Raw genomic sequence first — 16,754 nt, forward strand, 5'->3', positions numbered from 1 at the left:
GCTTGCGCGCGGAGCCGGCCTAAAAAAACCGGGCGGAGGGGACTGCCAGCCGATCGGTGCAAACCACGAAGGCGGGGGATGGATGGACCGCGCCTGTTGTGTTCGGGCAGGATGCGTGATTCCGGCGAAGGATTGATGACAGTCCGGTTCATCCTGCCTTTTGCCCTTGGAACGCGTTCCTGCAACGCCGGGTGACTTTCGGCCGGGGGATGCCATATAAGGCATCCTGTCCCCCTCATTCCGGATGATCCCATGGCGCCCATCGTCTCCGTTTCCAACCTCGTCAAGACCTATGGTTCGGGGTTCCAGGCGCTGAAGGGCGTCAGCCTCGAGATCGAGGAAGGGGAGATCCTCGCGCTGCTCGGGCCGAACGGCGCCGGCAAGACGACGCTGATCTCCATCATCTGCGGCATCGTCAACCCGACGTCCGGCACCGTGCTTGTCAACGGGCACGACGTGGTCCGGGATTTTCGCGCGACGCGGGCGATCATCGGGCTCGTGCCGCAGGAGCTGACGACCGACCAGTTCGAGACGGTGTGGAACACGGTGTCGTTCTCGCGCGGGCTGCACGGCAAGAAGGCCAACCCCGCCCATATCGAGAAGGTGCTGCGCGACCTGTCGCTGTGGGACAAGAAGGACAATATGCTGCGCGAGCTTTCCGGCGGCATGAAGCGGCGCGTGCTGATCGCCAAGGCGCTGTCGCACGAGCCGCGCATCCTGTTTCTCGACGAGCCGACCGCGGGCGTGGACGTCAATCTTCGCAAGGACATGTGGAAGGTGGTTCAGACGCTGCGCGAAGGCGGCGTGACGATCATCCTGACGACGCACTACATCGAGGAGGCCGAGGAGATCGCCGACCGGGTGGGCGTGATCCATGGCGGCGAGATCCTGCTGATCGAGGAGAAGAGCGCGCTGATGAAGACGCTCGGCCGCAAGCAGCTGCGCATCGAGCTGGCCGAGCCGGTGACGACGCTCGAAGCGGGGCTGCCGCCGGGGCTGGAGCCGTACCGGCTGACGCTGGAGGAGGCGGGCACGCGGCTGATCTACGATTACGACGCGGCGAGCGGGCGCACCGGCATCACGACGCTGCTGGCGGCGGTCGCCGAAGCGGGATTGCGGATCAAGGACATCTCGACGCGGCAGAGCACGCTCGAGGATATTTTCGTGGAACTGGTGGAGAAGCGGGCATGAATTTCGAAGCGGTCAAGGCGATCTACCTGTTCGAAATGGCGCGCACGCGGCGCACCTTGCTGCAGAGCGTGGTGTCGCCGGTCATTTCCACCTCGCTCTATTTCATCGTGTTCGGCGCGGCGGTGGGTTCGCGCATCCAGCAGATCGAGGGCGTCTCCTACGGCGCCTTCATCACGCCCGGGCTGATCATGCTGACGCTGCTCACCCAGTGCATCGGCAACGGCTCCTTCGGCATCTATTTCCCGAAATTCACGGGCACGATCTACGAGATCCTGTCCTCGCCGATCTCGATGACGGAAATCGTGCTCGGCTATGTCGGGGCGGCGGCGACCAAGGGCATGATGATCGGCCTGATCATTCTCGGCACGGCCTCGCTGTTCGTCGACCTGCACATCGCCCACCCCTTCGTGATGCTGGTGTTCTTCGTGCTGACCGCGGTGACCTTCTCGCTGTTCGGCTTCCTTATCGGCATCTGGGCGAAGGATTTCGAGCAGCTGAACCTCATCCCCATGCTGGTCATCCCGCCGCTCGTCTTCCTCGGCGGCAGCTTTTACTCCGTCTCCATGCTGCCGCCCTTCTGGCAGGCGGTCAGCCATGCCAATCCGGTGCTCTACCTCATCTCCGGCTTCCGCTGGTCCTTCTTCGAGATCTCCGAGGTCAACCCGCTGGTCAGCTTCGCGATCATCCTCGTGTTTCTGAGCGTGCTGATGGGGCTGCTGCTGTGGATTTTCCGGACCGGGTATCGGTTGAGGAACTGAGGGCGCGGTGTTGCAGGGCGGCTATAAGTGCTATATAAGTAGCACTTTATGGAGGCTATGCGCATGTCGAATACAGCCAAGATCCGCCGGCAGGGCGGCGCCACCGTCTTCAGCATTCCCCCCGCGCTCTTGAAGATGTTGGGCGCCGACGTGGGCACGGAGCTGACGCTGGTGGTGGACAAGGGGGCGCTCGTCGCCACGCCGTTGAAGCCCAGGCGACGCTACACGCTGGCCGAGCTGCTCCAAGGGGCCGACGAGATGGAGGCCCTGAACAGGCAGGCGGCGGACTGGGAGAGTGGCGCTCCCGTCGGCAACGAAGTGCTCTGATGGTCCGGAGCCCTGTTCCCAAACGCGGCGACGTTTTCATCGTCGATCTCAACCCCGTCGTCGGACGCGAGATGAAGGACGACCATCGATGCGTCGTCATCTCGCCGCGCGAGATCAACGCGCTCGGCATGTGCATGACCGTCGCCATCACGACGGGCGGGGCATTCGCCCGCAAGGCCGGGCTGGCGGTCAATATCACTGGACATGCGACCAATGGCGTCGCGCTCTGCAATCAGGTCCGGAGCCTCGATCTCGTCGAGCGGGCCCGGCAGAAGACCGCGCGCTATGTCGATACCCTCGATGCCACAACGGTGGATGAGATCGTCGCCCGCGTCGTCAGCAGCGTCGACATCCCGTAAGGCGTGGCGCGACCGCTCGCGACGCCACGGCTGGCTACTGCCTACTCACCACTCACCACTCACTAATCCCTCAACCGCAGCTCGTCGGTCTTCATCTGCATCATGTCGAGTGTGGAGAGGAAGCTCATGCCGAGCAGGCTCTGGTCGAGCTTGCCGTCTTCGGCGACGGTGGCGCGGACGTCGTTGCGGACGATGGGGCCGATGGCGACTTCGGCGAGCGTGACGGGGGCGCCTCGGGCTTCGCCGTTGGCGGTCATCAGGCGCTGGGTATAGGCGAGGTTGGCGGGATCGAGGCCGAGGCTTTTCGCGTCGGCATAGGAGAGGGCGATGGTGCTGGCGCCGGTATCGACCAGCATCTGGACGGACGAACCGTTGATGGCGACGTTCGCCTCGAAATGGCCGTTCATGACCTTGTGCAGCACGACCTCCTGATAGCCTTCATTGTCGGTGAAGACGGCGGCGCGGCCGGGCATCAGGCCGCCGGAAAGGCGGGCCCAGTAGGATTCGAGCTCGCCGCGATAGAGATAGGCGGTGACGACGGCGAGGAAGATCAGCACCCACAGCGCGAACTGCCGGACGCTCTCGCTCAAATTCCGGCTGCGCCAGATGCCGGCGGCAAAGACCGTGAGCAGGGCCGTCATGCCGACGAGACTCGCAAAGCTGTCATTGGCAAGGCCGAGCGTGCGGCCACTCTCCTGATTGACAAGCAGAAGGACGAGCCCGAGGCCGAGAATGCCGAGGGCGACGGTCAGCCTGTTCATCGTCTGGCGCGCTCCCCGGTCCTGCGGTCGCGGCGGTCGTTGCGCGTTTCCAGACGGAGACCGGGATCGAGCGCGTTCAGTCGCGTGTGGAGGCCCGTCATGATGTGGCGGCGTTCACGGTCGCTGTAGAGCGTCCAGCTCGCGATCTCGTCGCCCGTTCGTCCGCACCCGCGGCAGAAGCCGGTGGCGATATCGATGGAGCAGACGGAAGTGCAGGGTGATTCCATAAAAAGTCCGTGCGGGGAATGATCTGTGACTATCGGCGCCTCAGGCGAAGATCGCAAGGGCGACGAGGAGGGCTGTTTCCGCCAGTTGTTGTGTGGCTCCGATTGTGTCGCCCGTATGACCCGCGATGCGCTGGCGGACATATCTTGTCCAGAGGGGAACCGTGGCGGCGAAGGCGGCGAAGGAGAGGAGCGCTGCGGTGAGCGGCACGCCCGCGACCAGCAGCAGGAGGGCGGCGAGCACGACGCCGGTGGCGAGCGCCATGGTGACGGCGGCCGGCTGCGGCGCGCCGGCGCCGGCGGCAACGCCGGTCTCGCGCGCCGGCGGCAGCAGCGACCAGTGCCAGACCATGCCCGCCCGGCTGAGCGCGGCGATGGCGAGGAGCGCCAGCGCGCCGCCGGCCGAAGAGAGATGATCCGCCAGATCGGCGATGGCGACGGCCCGGAGGGCCAGGGTGAGGACGAGCGCGATGACGCCATAGGTGCCGACGCGGCTGTCCTTCATGATATCGAGCGCATGGCCGCGCGAGCGCCCGCCGCCGAGCCCGTCCGCCGCATCGGCCAAGCCATCCTCGTGCAATGCGCCGGTGACGAGCGCCTGCACGACGAGCGAGAGGAGGGCGGCGAGCAGCGGATCGGCATCGAGCGCCAGCGTGACGGCGAAGACGAGGCAGGCCGGCAGGGTGATGAGGATGCCGGCGGTGGGGAAGGCGCGCACCGTGCGGCCCATGCGGCCGTCGTCGCCCGCAAAAAAGCGCGCGGGCACGCGCAGGCGGCTGAGAAAGGCGATGGCGCGCATCGTATCGGTCAGGAAGGCGCTCGCGGGGTTCGTCACGCTGTCTGTTTCCTCGTGTGCGGTTGCGGCGGCCGATGCTTCGGGCGCGCGCATAAGCCGTTGCCGGAAACCGTCATGCGCTCTAAGAGGGCGCGAGACAAGACGAGGTGCCGCTGCTTTGCCCGACGATGGTGCCGGGCGGCATCGGCATGGGACGTGGCCGGGCAACCGGCGGCATCATCGGCTGCCGCGCAGCCGGAAAACCGGCAGACAGCCAGCCGGAGAAAAGGAAAAACCAGATGAGTGCCAGCGGTCTTCCGTTCGACGATTTTCGCGCGCTGCTGCGTCAGTTGCCGGGCCCCGATTCGGGTGCGCTGGCGGCGGCGCGGGCGCGCGACGGGCAATTGACGAAGCCGGCCGGCGCGCTCGGGCGGCTGGAGGAAATCGCCTTCTGGCTGGCGGCCTGGCAGGGGCGGGCACCCGCCGTGACGCGGCCGCTGGTGGCGATCTTCGCCGGCAATCACGGCGTGGCGTCCCAGGGCATCACGCCCTATCCGCCATCGGTGACGGCGCAGATGGTCGAGAATTTTGCGGCCGGCGGCGCTGCGATCAACCAGATCTGCGTGACCAACGATCTCGGGCTGAAGGTGTTCGACCTCGCGCTCGACTATCCCACCGGCGACATCACGCAGGAAGCCGCGCTTTCGGAGCGCGACTGCGCCGCCACCATGGCCTTCGGCATGGAGGCCGTTGCGGGCGGCACGGACCTGCTCTGCATCGGCGAGATGGGCATCGGCAACACGACGATCGCCGCCGCCATCAATCTGGCGCTCTATGGTGGCTCGGCACGCGACTGGGTGGGGCCGGGCACGGGCTCGCACGGGGAGCTGCTGGAGCGCAAGATCGCGGCGGTGGAAACCGCGGTGACGCTGCATGGCGACCATCTCGCCGATCCGCTGGAAGTGCTGCGGCGTCTCGGCGGGCGCGAGGTGGCGGCGATGGCCGGTGCGATCCTGGCCGCCCGGATGCAGAAGATCCCCGTGATCATCGACGGCTATGTGGCGACCGCCGCCGGCGCCATCCTCAAGGCCATCAACCCCGCCGCCCTCGACCATTGCCTGATCGGCCACGTCTCGGCCGAACCCGGCCACATGGCGGCGATCGAACAGCTGGGCAAGACGCCGCTCCTGGCGCTCGGCATGCGGCTCGGCGAAGGCACCGGGGCAGCGCTCGCCGCCGGCATCGTCAAGGCGGCGGCCGCGTGCCATTCCGGCATGGCGACGTTCGAGCAGGCGGGGGTGAGCGGACGGACCGAGTGATGTTTTTGCGGGGTTTTGACGGGGCGGATCGTCGGCAGCGCGTGCGGCTGCCCCCAGCCTAGGGCTGTCTTGGTCAAGGTTCTGCTGGTGGCTGCCCCTCACCCTAACCCTCTCCCCGCTTGCGGGGCGAGGGGACGTGGCCTGCTTGGCGGCTTGATGCGCGGCGAGGTTGTGCCTCGTGGTTTTTGTCTCGCCCGGCGGTGCCTCGGGTTTCTGTGTCGCACTCGGCGGTTCTTCGGGTCCCTTCGCCCCGCCTGCGGGGAGAAGGTGCCGGCAGGCGGATGAGGGGCTTTCGGGGCTCCGACGCCTCGCCGCTCAGGCCGTCCCGCCAGGGATCGCTCGATGGCCTTGGCGTCCTGCCAAAGGGCTTCCATGCGGGCGAGGGGACGTGGCCTGCTTGGCGGGTTGATGCGCGGCGAGGTCGTCCCTCGTGGTTTTTGTCTCGCCCGGCGGTGCCTCGGGTTTCTGTGTCGCACGGGGCGGTTCTTCGGGTCCCTTCGCCCCGCCTGCGGGGAGTAAGGTGCCGGCAGGCGGATGAGGGGCTTTTCGGGGCTCAGACGCCTCGCCGCTCAGGCCGTCCCGGCCAGGGATCGCTCGATGGCCTTGGCGTCCTGCCAGAGGGCTTCCATGCGGTCCAGCGTTGCGGCTTCCAGCGTTTCACCCGATGCTTGAAGTTGCGTTTCGATGTGGCGGAAGCGGCGGCGGAATTTCGTGTTGGTGCCGCGCAGCGCCATTTCGGGGTCGGTGCCGGTGTGGCGGCCGAGGTTGACGAGGGCGAAGGTGAGGTCGCCGAGTTCATCGGCGATCTTCGCGCTGTCGCCGGCGTGGAGGGCTTCGCGCAGTTCGGCGATTTCCTCCTCGATCTTGTCGAGGATGGGCTCGGGTTCCGACCAGTCGAAGCCGACTTTGGCGGCGCGCTGCTGCAGTTTGAGCGCTTCGCTGAGCGCCGGCTGGTGGCGCTGGACGCCATCGAGGAAGCCGGTCGCGTCGTCGGTCAGCCCACGGCGCAGGCGGCGGGCGCGGCGCTCGGCTTTTTCCGCCTGCTTGATCGTGTCCCACTGCAGCTTGACGGCATCCGGCGTGTCGGCCGCCGCGCGGGCGAAGACGTGGGGATGGCGGCGGATCATCTTTCGGGTGACGGCCTCGACCACATGGCCGAAATCGAAGGCGCCGGCTTCCTCCGCCATGCGGGCGTGGAAGACCACCTGCAGCAGGAGATCGCCCAGCTCCTCGCAGAGATCGTCCATGTCGTCGCGCTCGATCGCGTCGGCGACCTCATAGGCCTCCTCGATCGTGTAGGGCTTGATGGTCTCGAAGGTCTGGACGATGTCCCAGGGGCAGCCGGTCTCCGGCGCGCGCAAAGCGGACATGATGTCGAGAAGCTGCCGGATGTCGCGGGAGGGCTGCAGGGGCTCGGGCGGCGTGTCGTTCGGGAGGTCGGGCATGTGGCGGGTTTCTCGGTGGAAAGATGATTCCGGAACAGGTGTCAGGGGGCGCGCGTATCAGGGGTGTCAGGCGTCAGGCGAGCGGGATGGCGTTGCCGGTTTTGCCGGACTGGTAGGTGTCGGAGAGGTCCTGGTAGCGGCGCCGGATGCGGGCGTCGCGGGCTTTCAGGTCCGGGCGGTCGGCTTCGTCGGCGGCGGCGATGAGATCGGCGATGGCGACGGAGCGCCAGAAGGCGTTCTGGCGGGCGTAGCCGCCGGGCTCCAGCCGGAAGACCTCCTTGAGGATGACGAGGTCGTGCGGGATGGCGAAGCTGTCGCGGCTGTCTACATGGCTGAAGAAATAATAGAAATTGTCGAAGCCCGCCCAGGTGATGGCCGAGAGGCACATGGAGCAGGGCTCGTGGGTGGAGAGGAAGATGAGGTCCTTGGTGGCGAGTGCGGGCTGGCGCTCGTAAAAGCGCTTCAGCGTGTGGACCTCGCCGTGCCAGAGCGGGTTCTCGGTCTCGTTGTTGGTCTCGGCGACGACGAGGGAGAGATCGGACTTGCGCAGGATGGCGGCGCCGAAGACCTTGTTGCCGGCGGCGACGCCCTTTTGCGTCAGCGGCAGGATATCGCTTTCAATGACGGAGAGGAGCCGGTCGGCAAGCGGATCGGTGGACATCGGCGCGGTCCTTTCGGGCAGGGGGCGAAGCGAGCCTGCGCATGGGTGATGATCCGGCGTATGTAGCGGGCAATGCGGCCGGGGTGCAATGCATGGTGCCCACGGGCCGGGTCACATTTGCTCCGATTGCGCCTTGCGTGAGGAAAAGAATACGCAGGGCCAGAAGCCTGCGGATTTCTGTTTCTTCAATTTCGCGGTAGGATGGGCGATATCTAGGACACCCTGAAAGGACAGATCCCCCATCGTCATGAGCGAGCAGCTGACCGTATTTCCAGCTTTTTTTCGCGTTGCGCAGAAATGCGTGGCGGTGTTCGGCAATGGCGACGAGGCCTATGCCAAGGTTCGCCTGCTCTTGAACACGCAGGCGCGGATCGTCGCCTATGCCGACGCGGCCGAGCCGGACTATGCGCGGTTTCTTCACGACAAGGGCGTTGTCCGGGTCGTTGCGCCCTTCGATGCGGCGCAGGTGGAGGGGGCGGTGCTCGTCTTCGCGGCGACCGGGGACGCGGCCGAGGACCGGCGGATCGTGGGCGCGGCGCGGGCGGCGCGCATTCCGGCGAATGCCGTCGACCAGCCGGACTACTGCGATTTCCTGACGCCGGCGCTCGTCAACCGCGCGCCCGTCGCGGTGGCGATCGGCACGGAGGGGGCGGGGCCGATCCTCGCCCAGATGATTCGCGCGCAGATCGACCAGTTGCTGCAGCCGTCGCTCGGCAGCCTTGCGGGGCTTGCGCAATCCTACCGGATCGCGGCGGAGAAGCTTCTGCCGCGCGGTGCGCCGCGGCGGCAGTTCTGGAAGCGGTTCTTTACCGGCGGCGTGGCCGCGCATGTGGCCGCCAACGATATTTCCGCCGCACGGCGCGAGGCGACGCGGCTCCTGAAGGCGGGCAGCGCGGTCGAGGGCCGCGTCTATCTCGTCGGCGCGGGGCCGGGGGCCGAGGATCTGCTGACGCTGCGCGCGCAGCGGGTGATGATGGAAGCGGACGTGCTCGTCTATGACGCGCTGGTGCCGCAGGCGATCGTGGACATGGGCCGGCGCGATGCCGAGCGGCTGTCGGTCGGCAAGCGCAAGGGCTGCCATTCGAAATCGCAGACCGAGATCAACGCGCTTCTGGTGCGGCTCGGCCGCGAGGGCAAGCGTGTCGTGCGGCTGAAATCGGGCGATCCGCTGGTCTATGGCCGGGCGGGCGAGGAGATGGCGGCGCTGCGGGCGGCGGGCATCGGCTACGAGATCGTGCCGGGCATCACCTCCGCCTTTGCCGCGGCCGCCGATTTCGAGCTGCCGCTGACGCTGCGCGGCGTCGCCTCCTCGCTGATCTTCACGACGGGCCACGATCTCGCCGGCGACGTGCTGCCCGATTGGGCGCGGCTGGCGGTGTCGGGCGCGACGATCTCGGTCTATATGGGCCGCACGGTCGCGGCCTCGGTCGCCGCACGGCTGATCGCGGCCGGGCTGCACCGCGACACGACGGTGGCGGTGGTGGAAAATGCCAGCCGGGCCGACCGGCGTCTGCTGCACGGGACGCTCGGCGAGCTGCCGGGGCTGGAGGCGCGCGACGATCTCGACGGGCCGGTGATGGTGATCATCGGCGATGCGGTGGCGGGGGCGAATTTCGAGCGGTCCGAGCCGCTGTCCCGGATGCAGGGTCTGGCTGAACCGGACCGGGCGCAATCGGGGCGTACCACGCTTCCGACGGGAGACGACGACGTGCGATATCACAGGCAAGGAGCATGACGATGACTGACAAGGTCCTGACGGCCAACCGACTGTCCGACGGCATTTCCGTCTGGCTGGATGCGGCCGGCAACTGGGGCGAGAGCCTGCAGGATGCCTTCATCGCGCGTCATGCCGAAGCGGTGGCGGCGCTGGAGGCGGCCGGCAAGGCGGCCTTCGCCGACAACAAGGTGGTCGATGTCAACGTGATCGAGGTGGTGGAGATCGACGGCGTGCTGCGCCCCTCGCGCCTGCGCGAGCGGATCCGGGCGGAAGGGCCGACGATGGAGTATGCGCCGGGCTACAAGGGCCTGCATCATCTGGGTGCGGCCTAGTCGTCACGTGTGTGATGCGGGAGCCGGGTTTTCCGCGCATCGGCAGGACGGTCGCAGGACGCGCAAGACCTGCGGAGAGAAAACCGCGCGATTGCTTTTCCTGAAGCCACGGCTGGTTTAAAGGAATGCATCAGCGGATGTGAGTATTGCGCGATCCTCGCCACGGTGTGCGGCGGGGTCGGGCCGGACAAGCGTCGCCTGCAGGAGCCCCAGGGGTTCGAGGGACGGGCGCCAGGGAAAAGACAAACGATGTATCGCTACGACGAATTCGATCATGCCTTCGTATCGGCCCGCGTGGAGCAGTTTCGCGACCAGGTGGAGCGGCGCCTTTCGGGCGAACTGGCCGAGGATGCGTTCAAGCCGTTGCGGCTGATGAACGGCGTCTACCTGCAGTTGCACGCCTACATGCTGCGCGTCGCCATTCCCTATGGCACGCTGAACGGCCGGCAGATGCGCATGCTGGCGCATATCGCGCGGACCTACGACCGCGGCTACGGGCATTTCACGACGCGGCAGAACATCCAGTACAACTGGCCGGCGCTGTCCGACACGCCGAACATCCTGGCCGATCTCGCCAGCGTCGAGATGCATGCCATCCAGACCTCGGGCAACTGCATTCGCAACGTCACGGCCGACCATTTCGCCGGGGCTGCCGCCGACGAGGTGGCCGATCCCCGGCCCTATGCGGAGATCCTGCGGCAGTGGTCGTCGGTGCATCCGGAATTCTCGTTCCTGCCGCGCAAGTTCAAGATCGCCGTGACCGGTGCCGAGCGCGACCGCGCCGCGATCCAGGTGCACGATATCGGCCTGCACCTGAAGAAGGATGCGGAGGGCCGCATCGGCTTTGCCGTCTATGTCGGCGGCGGGCAGGGGCGCACGCCGATGATCGCCAAGAAGATCCGCGACTTCCTGCCTGAGGAAGACCTGCTCTCCTACACCACCGCGATCATGCGGGTGTACAATCTGCACGGCCGGCGCGACAACAAGTACAAGGCGCGCATCAAGATCCTCGTGCACGAGACCGGCGCCGAGGTGCTGGCCGGCCAGGTGGAGCAGGAATTCCTGCAGCTGAAAAACACCGAGCTAAAGCTGCCCGACAGCGATATCGCGGCGATTTCCGCCTATTTCGCGCCACCGGCCTTGGCCGAGCGGCCGGAAGGCTGGGCGAACCTTGCGAGCTGGAAGAAGGCCGATCCGGACTTCGCCCGCTGGGTGCAACAGAACGTGGCGCCGCACAAGAACCCCGACTACGGCATGGTGACGATCTCGCTGAAGCCCATCGGCGGCATTCCGGGCGACGCGACCGACGTGCAGATGGAGGCCGTGGCCGAGATCGCCGAGGACTACGCCTTCGACGAGATCCGCATCAGCCACGAGCAGAACATCATCCTGCCGCATGTGGCGCTGGCCGACCTCGAAGCCGTCTATCGCGGGCTGGTGGCGACGGGGCTGGCGACCGCGAATGCGGGGCTGATCACCGACATCATCGCCTGTCCCGGCCTCGACTATTGCGCGCTGGCGAACGCCCGCTCCATTCCGGTGGCGCAGGAGATTTCGACACGCTTCGGCGATCCCGAACGGCAGGCCGATATCGGCGAGCTGAAGATCAAGATCTCCGGCTGCATCAATGCCTGCGGCCACCACCATGTCGGCCATATCGGTCTTCTCGGCGTCGAGAAGAAGGGCGCCGAGCTCTACCAGATCACGCTGGGCGGCTCCGGCGACGAGACGACCTCGATCGGCGAGATCATCGGGCGCGGTTTCGAGCCGGAAAAGGTGACGGATGCGGTGGAGACGATCGTCGATACCTATCTTGGCCTGCGGCTGTCGAAGGAGGAAACCTTCCTCGCCGCCTATCGCCGCGTGGGCCCGCAGCCCTTCAAGGATGCGCTGTACGGCGCCAAGGAACAGGAAGCCGCCTGAGATGACGCAGATCTGGAAGACGACCGGCTTCGTGACCGACGACCCCTGGGTGATCGAAACGGAGGGGAGCGAGACCGACGAGACGCAGGCGGGCTCCAACGAGCGGGCGATCCACGGGCTGACGACCTTCATCGAGAAGGCGGAGGCCGGCGAGACCGGGCTCGGCGTGCTGGTGAACCCGGCCGACGACGTGGCGCGGCTGCAGCCCTATCTCGACCGCATCGCGCTCGTCGCTGTGGCGTTTCCAGCCTTCAACGACGGGCGGGCGTTCAGCCATGCCTCGCTGCTGCGCGCGCGGCTGAAATTCGACGGCGAGATCCGGGCGATCGGCGACGTGCTGATCGACCAGGTGCCGCTGATGCTGCGCTGTGGCATCGACAGTTTTGCCGTGACGAACCCGACGGCGCTGAAGCGGCTCGGGGAAGGGCGGCTGCCGGGCATCGAGCAGCACTACCAGCCGACGGCGCGGCCCGCGTCTGACGCCGGCTCCTACAGCTGGCGCCGGGTTTCCTGACCGTCCTTTCCTGGCAGTCCGGGCGGGCCAGGGGTCCTGGCGCTCCTGATCCCCTCGGGCTTGCCAATCTTCTGCGCCAATCTCCTGCGCCAATCTCCCACGGGGGCAATTTTTGAAACGGAATTGCTTTCCTTGGGCGCCGGTTTGGAATATTCCGCGCATGAAAACCTGAGAGGCGCTGTCAGCCTTTCGCTCGCTCCCGTCGACGGGCTTCGGCTCGCCGCACCCCATGAGGATGAGACGCACAGATGAATGCTCCGGCCAAGACCGAGGATTTCGCCGCGACCGTACCGGCCGGCGTGTTTGCCGAGACCGTGACCAGTGTCACGCATTACACCGACCGGCTGTTCCGCTTCCGCATGACCCGGCCTGCGGGCTTCCGCTTCCGCTCCGGCGAGTTCGCCATGATCGGCCTGATGGTCGAGGGCAAGCCGGTCTACCGCGCCTATTCGATCGCCAGCCCCGCCTGGGACGAGGAACTGGAGTTCTTCTCGATCAAGGTGCCGGACGGGCCGCTGACCTCGCATCTCCAGGCGATTCAGCCCGGCGACCAGGTGCTGATGCGCAAGAAGCCGACGGGCACGCTGGTGCTGGACGCGCTGACGCCCGGCAAGCGGCTCTACATGTTTTCGACCGGCACCGGCGTTGCGCCCTTTGCCAGCCTGATCCGCGATCCGGAAACCTTCGAGAAGTTCGACGAGGTCATCCTGACCCATACGACGCGCGATGTGGCGGAGCTGAAATACGGCTTCGACCTGATCGAGGAAATCCGCAACCATGAATTCCTGGCCGACGTGGTCGGCGAGAAATTGCGCCACTATGCGACGGCGACGCGCGAGGATTTTCCGTTCCGCGGCCGCATCACCGACCTCATCCGCAACGGCAAGCTCTTTACCGACCTCGGCGTGCCCGCCTTCGATCCGGCGATCGACCGCGGCATGATCTGCGGCTCGACGGAGATGCTGAAGGAAACCAAGCTGCTGCTCGAAGAGGCCGGTTTGAGCGAAGGCGCGAACAACAAGCCGGGCGAGTTCGTGATCGAACGGGCGTTCGTCGGATAAGGCAGTTCGTTTTGTGAAAAGTTTGAGGCCGGAGGGATACGTCCCTCCGGCCTTTTTCGTGTCAGACGATGAAGTATTCGGAACGGAAGGTCACGGCATCGTCGAAGGCGATGGTGAAATCGGCGGTGCCGTCGCCGTTGGTGTCGCCATAGACGAAGGACGAGGTCGACAGGGTGACGTAGCGCAGCTGGCCGGCCGTGTTCGAGAAGGCGGCGCCGCCGATGAGGCTGAAGTGCTGGACGCCGCCGATGACGAGATTGGAATCGATGCCCGAGACGTCGATCCGGTCGCCCGAGGTGCCGGAAAAGTCGGTGATCAGGTCCCGCGCGGAGGAGGACGGACCGGACTCCTGCGTGGCGGCATAGACGAAGGTGTCCGCCCCGGCGCCGCCGGTCAGCGTGTCCAGCCCGGCACCGCCGATGAGGCGGTCGTTGCCGTTGCCGCCATTGAGGCTATCGCGACCATTGCCGCCGATCAGGATGTTTGCGCCGGTGTCGCCGGTCAGCTGGTCGTCGAAGGCCGATCCGATCAGCCCCGAGATCGACGCATAGGTGTCGCCGGCCGCAAAGCCGGTGTTTGCAGAGGCTTTGCCGAGATTGGCGATGACGCCGGCGGTGGCATCCTCGTAGGAGGCGAGATCGGTGCCGGCGCCGCCATAGAGCTTGTCGGCGCCGGCCCCTCCGATGAGCGTGTCGTTGCCGCTGTCGCCCGACAGCACGTCCCGGCCGGCGCCGCCGCGCAGCGTGTTGGCGGAGGCATTGCCGGCGAGGAGATCGTCGAAGGCCGAGCCGGTGAGGTGCTCGATGGAGCCGTAGATATCGCCCGCGGCAAAGCCGGTGTTGCGCGACGCGTTCAACAGGTTGGCCGTGACGCCGGCGGTCGCATCTTCGTAAGAGGCGGTATCCGAGCCGCCATTGCCGTTCAGCCTGTCGGCGCCGATGCCGCCGATCAGCACGTCGCTGCCACCGCCGCCCGACAGGGTGTCGTTGCCGGCGCCGCCCTTCAGCACGTTGGCGGCGGCGTCGCCGATCAGGCTGTCGGCGTAGGCCGAGCCTGTGAGGTTCTCGATCGACACATAGACATCGCCGGCGGCGATGCCCGTGTTGAGCGAGGACTGCGTCAGGTTTGCCAGCACGCCGGCCTTGGCGTCCTCATAGGAGGCGGTATCCGTGCCGCTGCCGCCATCGAGCGTATCGGTGCCGATGCCGCCGACGAGGATGTCGTTGCCGGTCAATCCGAAGAGCTTGTCGTTGCCGGCGTTTCCGAACAGCTTGTTCTGGACCTGATTGCCGACGATCCGGTCGTTGCCGGAACCGCCGAGCACGTTTTCGATCAGCGACGCCGTGTTGTTCTTGTAGAGCAGCGCATTGAAGATGTTGCCGCGGGCGTGCCCATTGTTCGGGCCGCCGCCGAGATCGGCGGTCTGGCCGGTGCTGAAGAGCGAATATTTGCCGGGCTGCAGGTCGATCGACAGGGCGGTCTTGTAGGCGGAGAGGTCGAACGTATCGGTGCCGCCGCCATCCCAGATGGTTGCGAAGATCCTGTTGGCGCCGGGCGCGATGGTGACCACGCCGTCGATGATCGTCTGGCCGCTGTCGGGCGTCCAGCGATAGACCGTGTTGCCGTTCATGACGGTGTAATCCGCGCCGTACATGGCCTGGAGGGCGGCGATGTCGAGCGACATGAAGCTTTGCGGCGCATCGTTGAGCCCGTAGCTGTAGCCCGTCAGCGGTGCGCCGATATAGGCGCGGTACGTCATGATGCTGTATTCGACGCTGTCGACATTGGACGGAAGGGCGGCATCCTCATGGCCGTGCTTCAGGCCGAGGGCGTGGCCGATCTCGTGCCCCATCGTGTGCCAGGCATAGGTGCCGATCTTGGGCGAGCGATAGTCGTATTCCGTGCCGGCATAGGCCGTGCCGAACCAGACGTCGCCCGCTGAGTCATAGTTTCCGGGATAGAAGGCGTAGGCGGTGGGGTCGGCCGTCGGGGATTCGGCAAAGCGCAGCGTCGCATTCGTCGCCGATCCCGCTATAAATTTCAGGAGCGTGAAGCCTTCGACCGAGAAGCCATCATTGGCCGCCGGTCCGGAGGATTGCTCCAGGAAGAACAGGGCCGCCTTCTGCTGCGCCAGCGACACCGGAGCGACATCCCTATATGTCCCGCTTGTATAGGTATAGGCCGACGTGGTGGTCGGGAAGGCATAGGTCAGCGTCGCCGCATTCCAGGCATTGCCCGAGAGCAACCCGTCGATCAGGGGATTGCCGGTGTTGGCGATCAATTTGGAGGGGGTATACAATCCGGTCATGACGCTGTGCCTTGGAGAAAAACGGGCGTTCGAACGCGGTCCGTTTCCGTCGGACAGACCATGCTTGATAAGCGGTACAGGGTGGCTCTTTGGGGGTCAAGGTGGCGTCTGCAACTTGGGTTAAGGACGTGCAACCACACTTTGCGGCGGATGCGATTTCGGTGACCGGCCGCAGACGCAAAAACCATTTAAGAGAGAATCGGCCAAGACAAACCGGCCAAGAAAAACCCTCCGGGGAAGGCGGGTTCACCGGAGGGTCTGGTTTGGTCCTTGCGATCCGGCCTGCGGCCGAAGGGGATCTAGTGCAGGATCTGGCTGAGGAACAGCTTGGTGCGCTCGTGCTGCGGATTGTCGAAGAATTCGGCGGGCGCGTTCTGTTCGACGATCTGGCCCTGGTCCATGAAGATGACGCGGTTGGCGACCTGGCGGGCGAAGCCCATTTCGTGGGTGACGCAGAGCATGGTCATGCCTTCCTCGGCAAGGCTCACCATGGTGTCGAGCACTTCCTTGACCATTTCCGGATCGAGCGCCGAGGTCGGCTCGTCGAAGAGCAGGATTTTTGGCTTCATGCAGAGCGCCCGGGCGATGGCGACGCGCTGCTGCTGGCCGCCCGAGAGCTGGCCCGGATATTTGTTGGCCTGCTCGGGGATCTTGACGCGCTGCAGATAGTGCATCGCGATCTCTTCGGCCTGCTTCTTTGGCATCTTGCGGACCCAGATGGGGGCCAGCGTGCAGTTTTCGAGAATCGTCAGATGCGGGAAGAGGTTGAAGTGCTGGAACACCATGCCGACCTCGCGGCGCACCTCGTCGATCTTCTTCAGATCGTTGGTAAGCTCGATGCCGTCGACGACGATCGTGCCCTTCTGGTGTTCCTCCAGACGGTTGATGCAGCGGATCATCGTCGACTTGCCGGAGCCCGAGGGGCCGGCGATGACGATGCGCTCGCCGCGCATGACCTTCAGGTTGATGTCGCGCAGCACGTGGAAATCCCCGTACCACTTGTTCATGCCGACGATCTCGATGGCGACGTCGGTGGACGAAACAGTCAAATTCTGGGCGGCTGCAGCCATGGTCAATCC

The 16,754-nt window shown here is 65.9% G+C and carries 17 protein-coding genes; 10 read left to right on the forward strand and 7 right to left on the reverse strand.

The window, feature by feature from the left end:
• Positions 1-252: 252 nt before the first annotated feature.
• The 4 genes from C8J36_RS03480 (at position 253) to C8J36_RS03495 (ending at position 2,635) form a co-directional block, all read left to right on the forward strand.
• Positions 253-1,191 carry an ABC transporter ATP-binding protein gene (locus C8J36_RS03480; protein WP_132532654.1) on the forward strand — a complete coding sequence of 313 codons (939 nt, stop codon included), beginning with the start codon at positions 253-255 and terminating at the stop codon, positions 1,189-1,191.
• Positions 1,188-1,949, forward strand: a complete 762-nt coding sequence (locus C8J36_RS03485) for an ABC transporter permease (protein ID WP_062592794.1) — start codon at positions 1,188-1,190, stop codon at positions 1,947-1,949. Before C8J36_RS03480 ends, C8J36_RS03485 begins: the two co-directional genes overlap by 4 nt.
• Positions 1,950-2,012: 63 nt before the next feature.
• Complete coding sequence (locus C8J36_RS03490; protein WP_132532656.1) at positions 2,013-2,276, forward strand: PbsX family transcriptional regulator; 264 nt, start codon at positions 2,013-2,015, stop codon at positions 2,274-2,276.
• Positions 2,276-2,635 carry a type II toxin-antitoxin system PemK/MazF family toxin gene (locus tag C8J36_RS03495; protein WP_132532658.1) on the forward strand — a complete coding sequence of 120 codons (360 nt, stop codon included), beginning with the start codon at positions 2,276-2,278 and terminating at the stop codon, positions 2,633-2,635. The genes C8J36_RS03490 and C8J36_RS03495 overlap by 1 nt, the downstream gene beginning before the upstream one ends.
• Before the next feature lie 62 nt (positions 2,636-2,697).
• Here C8J36_RS03495 and C8J36_RS03500 read toward each other — a convergent pair whose 3' ends face one another.
• From C8J36_RS03500 to C8J36_RS03510, 3 genes are read right to left on the reverse strand one after another with little or no spacing between them, the layout of a single operon-like run.
• Positions 2,698-3,396 (reverse strand): TIGR02281 family clan AA aspartic protease, encoded by a 699-nt coding sequence (locus C8J36_RS03500; RefSeq protein WP_062592800.1) that lies wholly within the window; start codon positions 3,394-3,396, stop codon positions 2,698-2,700.
• Positions 3,393-3,623 (reverse strand): DUF1289 domain-containing protein, encoded by a 231-nt coding sequence (locus C8J36_RS03505; protein ID WP_062592803.1) that lies wholly within the window; start codon positions 3,621-3,623, stop codon positions 3,393-3,395. The genes C8J36_RS03500 and C8J36_RS03505 overlap by 4 nt, the downstream gene beginning before the upstream one ends.
• A gap of 40 nt (positions 3,624-3,663) precedes the next feature.
• Positions 3,664-4,419, reverse strand: a complete 756-nt coding sequence (locus tag C8J36_RS03510) for an adenosylcobinamide-GDP ribazoletransferase (RefSeq protein WP_132533026.1) — start codon at positions 4,417-4,419, stop codon at positions 3,664-3,666.
• Positions 4,420-4,694: 275 nt separating this feature from the next.
• Between C8J36_RS03510 and cobT the strand changes: the two genes are divergently transcribed.
• The gene (gene cobT, locus C8J36_RS03515; RefSeq protein WP_132532660.1) at positions 4,695-5,714 is read left to right on the forward strand and encodes a nicotinate-nucleotide--dimethylbenzimidazole phosphoribosyltransferase; all 1,020 of its coding nucleotides are present in this window, start codon (positions 4,695-4,697) and stop codon (positions 5,712-5,714) included.
• A gap of 569 nt (positions 5,715-6,283) precedes the next feature.
• Here the strand turns inward: cobT and mazG are convergent.
• Positions 6,284-7,123: a nucleoside triphosphate pyrophosphohydrolase gene (gene mazG / locus C8J36_RS03520; RefSeq protein WP_132533028.1), complete on the reverse strand. Its 840-nt coding sequence runs from the start codon at positions 7,121-7,123 to the stop codon at positions 6,284-6,286.
• A gap of 109 nt (positions 7,124-7,232) precedes the next feature.
• Positions 7,233-7,820: a nucleoside deaminase gene (locus tag C8J36_RS03525; RefSeq protein ID WP_132532662.1), complete on the reverse strand. Its 588-nt coding sequence runs from the start codon at positions 7,818-7,820 to the stop codon at positions 7,233-7,235.
• A gap of 247 nt (positions 7,821-8,067) precedes the next feature.
• Here C8J36_RS03525 and cysG point away from each other — a divergent pair, with 247 nt between their 5' ends.
• The 5 genes from cysG (at position 8,068) to C8J36_RS03550 (ending at position 13,367) form a co-directional block, all read left to right on the forward strand.
• Positions 8,068-9,555 (forward strand): siroheme synthase CysG, encoded by a 1,488-nt coding sequence (gene cysG, locus C8J36_RS03530; RefSeq protein ID WP_132532664.1) that lies wholly within the window; start codon positions 8,068-8,070, stop codon positions 9,553-9,555.
• Positions 9,556-9,557: 2 nt separating this feature from the next.
• A complete protein-coding gene (locus tag C8J36_RS03535) occupies positions 9,558-9,869 on the forward strand; it encodes a DUF2849 domain-containing protein (protein ID WP_062593408.1) in 312 nt (103 codons plus the stop codon).
• 249 nt (positions 9,870-10,118) lie between these two features.
• Positions 10,119-11,792 carry a nitrite/sulfite reductase gene (locus C8J36_RS03540; protein ID WP_132532666.1) on the forward strand — a complete coding sequence of 558 codons (1,674 nt, stop codon included), beginning with the start codon at positions 10,119-10,121 and terminating at the stop codon, positions 11,790-11,792.
• A 1-nt stretch (position 11,793) separates the two neighbouring features.
• Positions 11,794-12,306, forward strand: a complete 513-nt coding sequence (locus C8J36_RS03545) for a DUF934 domain-containing protein (protein ID WP_132532668.1) — start codon at positions 11,794-11,796, stop codon at positions 12,304-12,306.
• A 248-nt stretch (positions 12,307-12,554) separates the two neighbouring features.
• Entirely contained in the window at positions 12,555-13,367 is an 813-nt protein-coding gene (locus tag C8J36_RS03550) for a ferredoxin--NADP reductase (RefSeq protein WP_132532670.1), read from the forward strand.
• Positions 13,368-13,428: 61 nt separating this feature from the next.
• Here C8J36_RS03550 and C8J36_RS03555 read toward each other — a convergent pair whose 3' ends face one another.
• Both C8J36_RS03555 and C8J36_RS03560 read right to left on the reverse strand, forming a co-directional pair.
• Positions 13,429-15,675 carry a M10 family metallopeptidase C-terminal domain-containing protein gene (locus C8J36_RS03555; protein ID WP_132532672.1) on the reverse strand — a complete coding sequence of 749 codons (2,247 nt, stop codon included), beginning with the start codon at positions 15,673-15,675 and terminating at the stop codon, positions 13,429-13,431.
• Between the two features lie 299 nt (positions 15,676-15,974).
• A complete protein-coding gene (locus C8J36_RS03560) occupies positions 15,975-16,745 on the reverse strand; it encodes an amino acid ABC transporter ATP-binding protein (protein WP_062592818.1) in 771 nt (256 codons plus the stop codon).
• Positions 16,746-16,754 lie beyond the last annotated feature (9 nt).

This window comes from Rhizobium sp. PP-F2F-G48 (assembly GCF_004342335.1).
Classification (GTDB): Bacteria; Pseudomonadota; Alphaproteobacteria; order Rhizobiales; family Rhizobiaceae; genus Ferranicluibacter.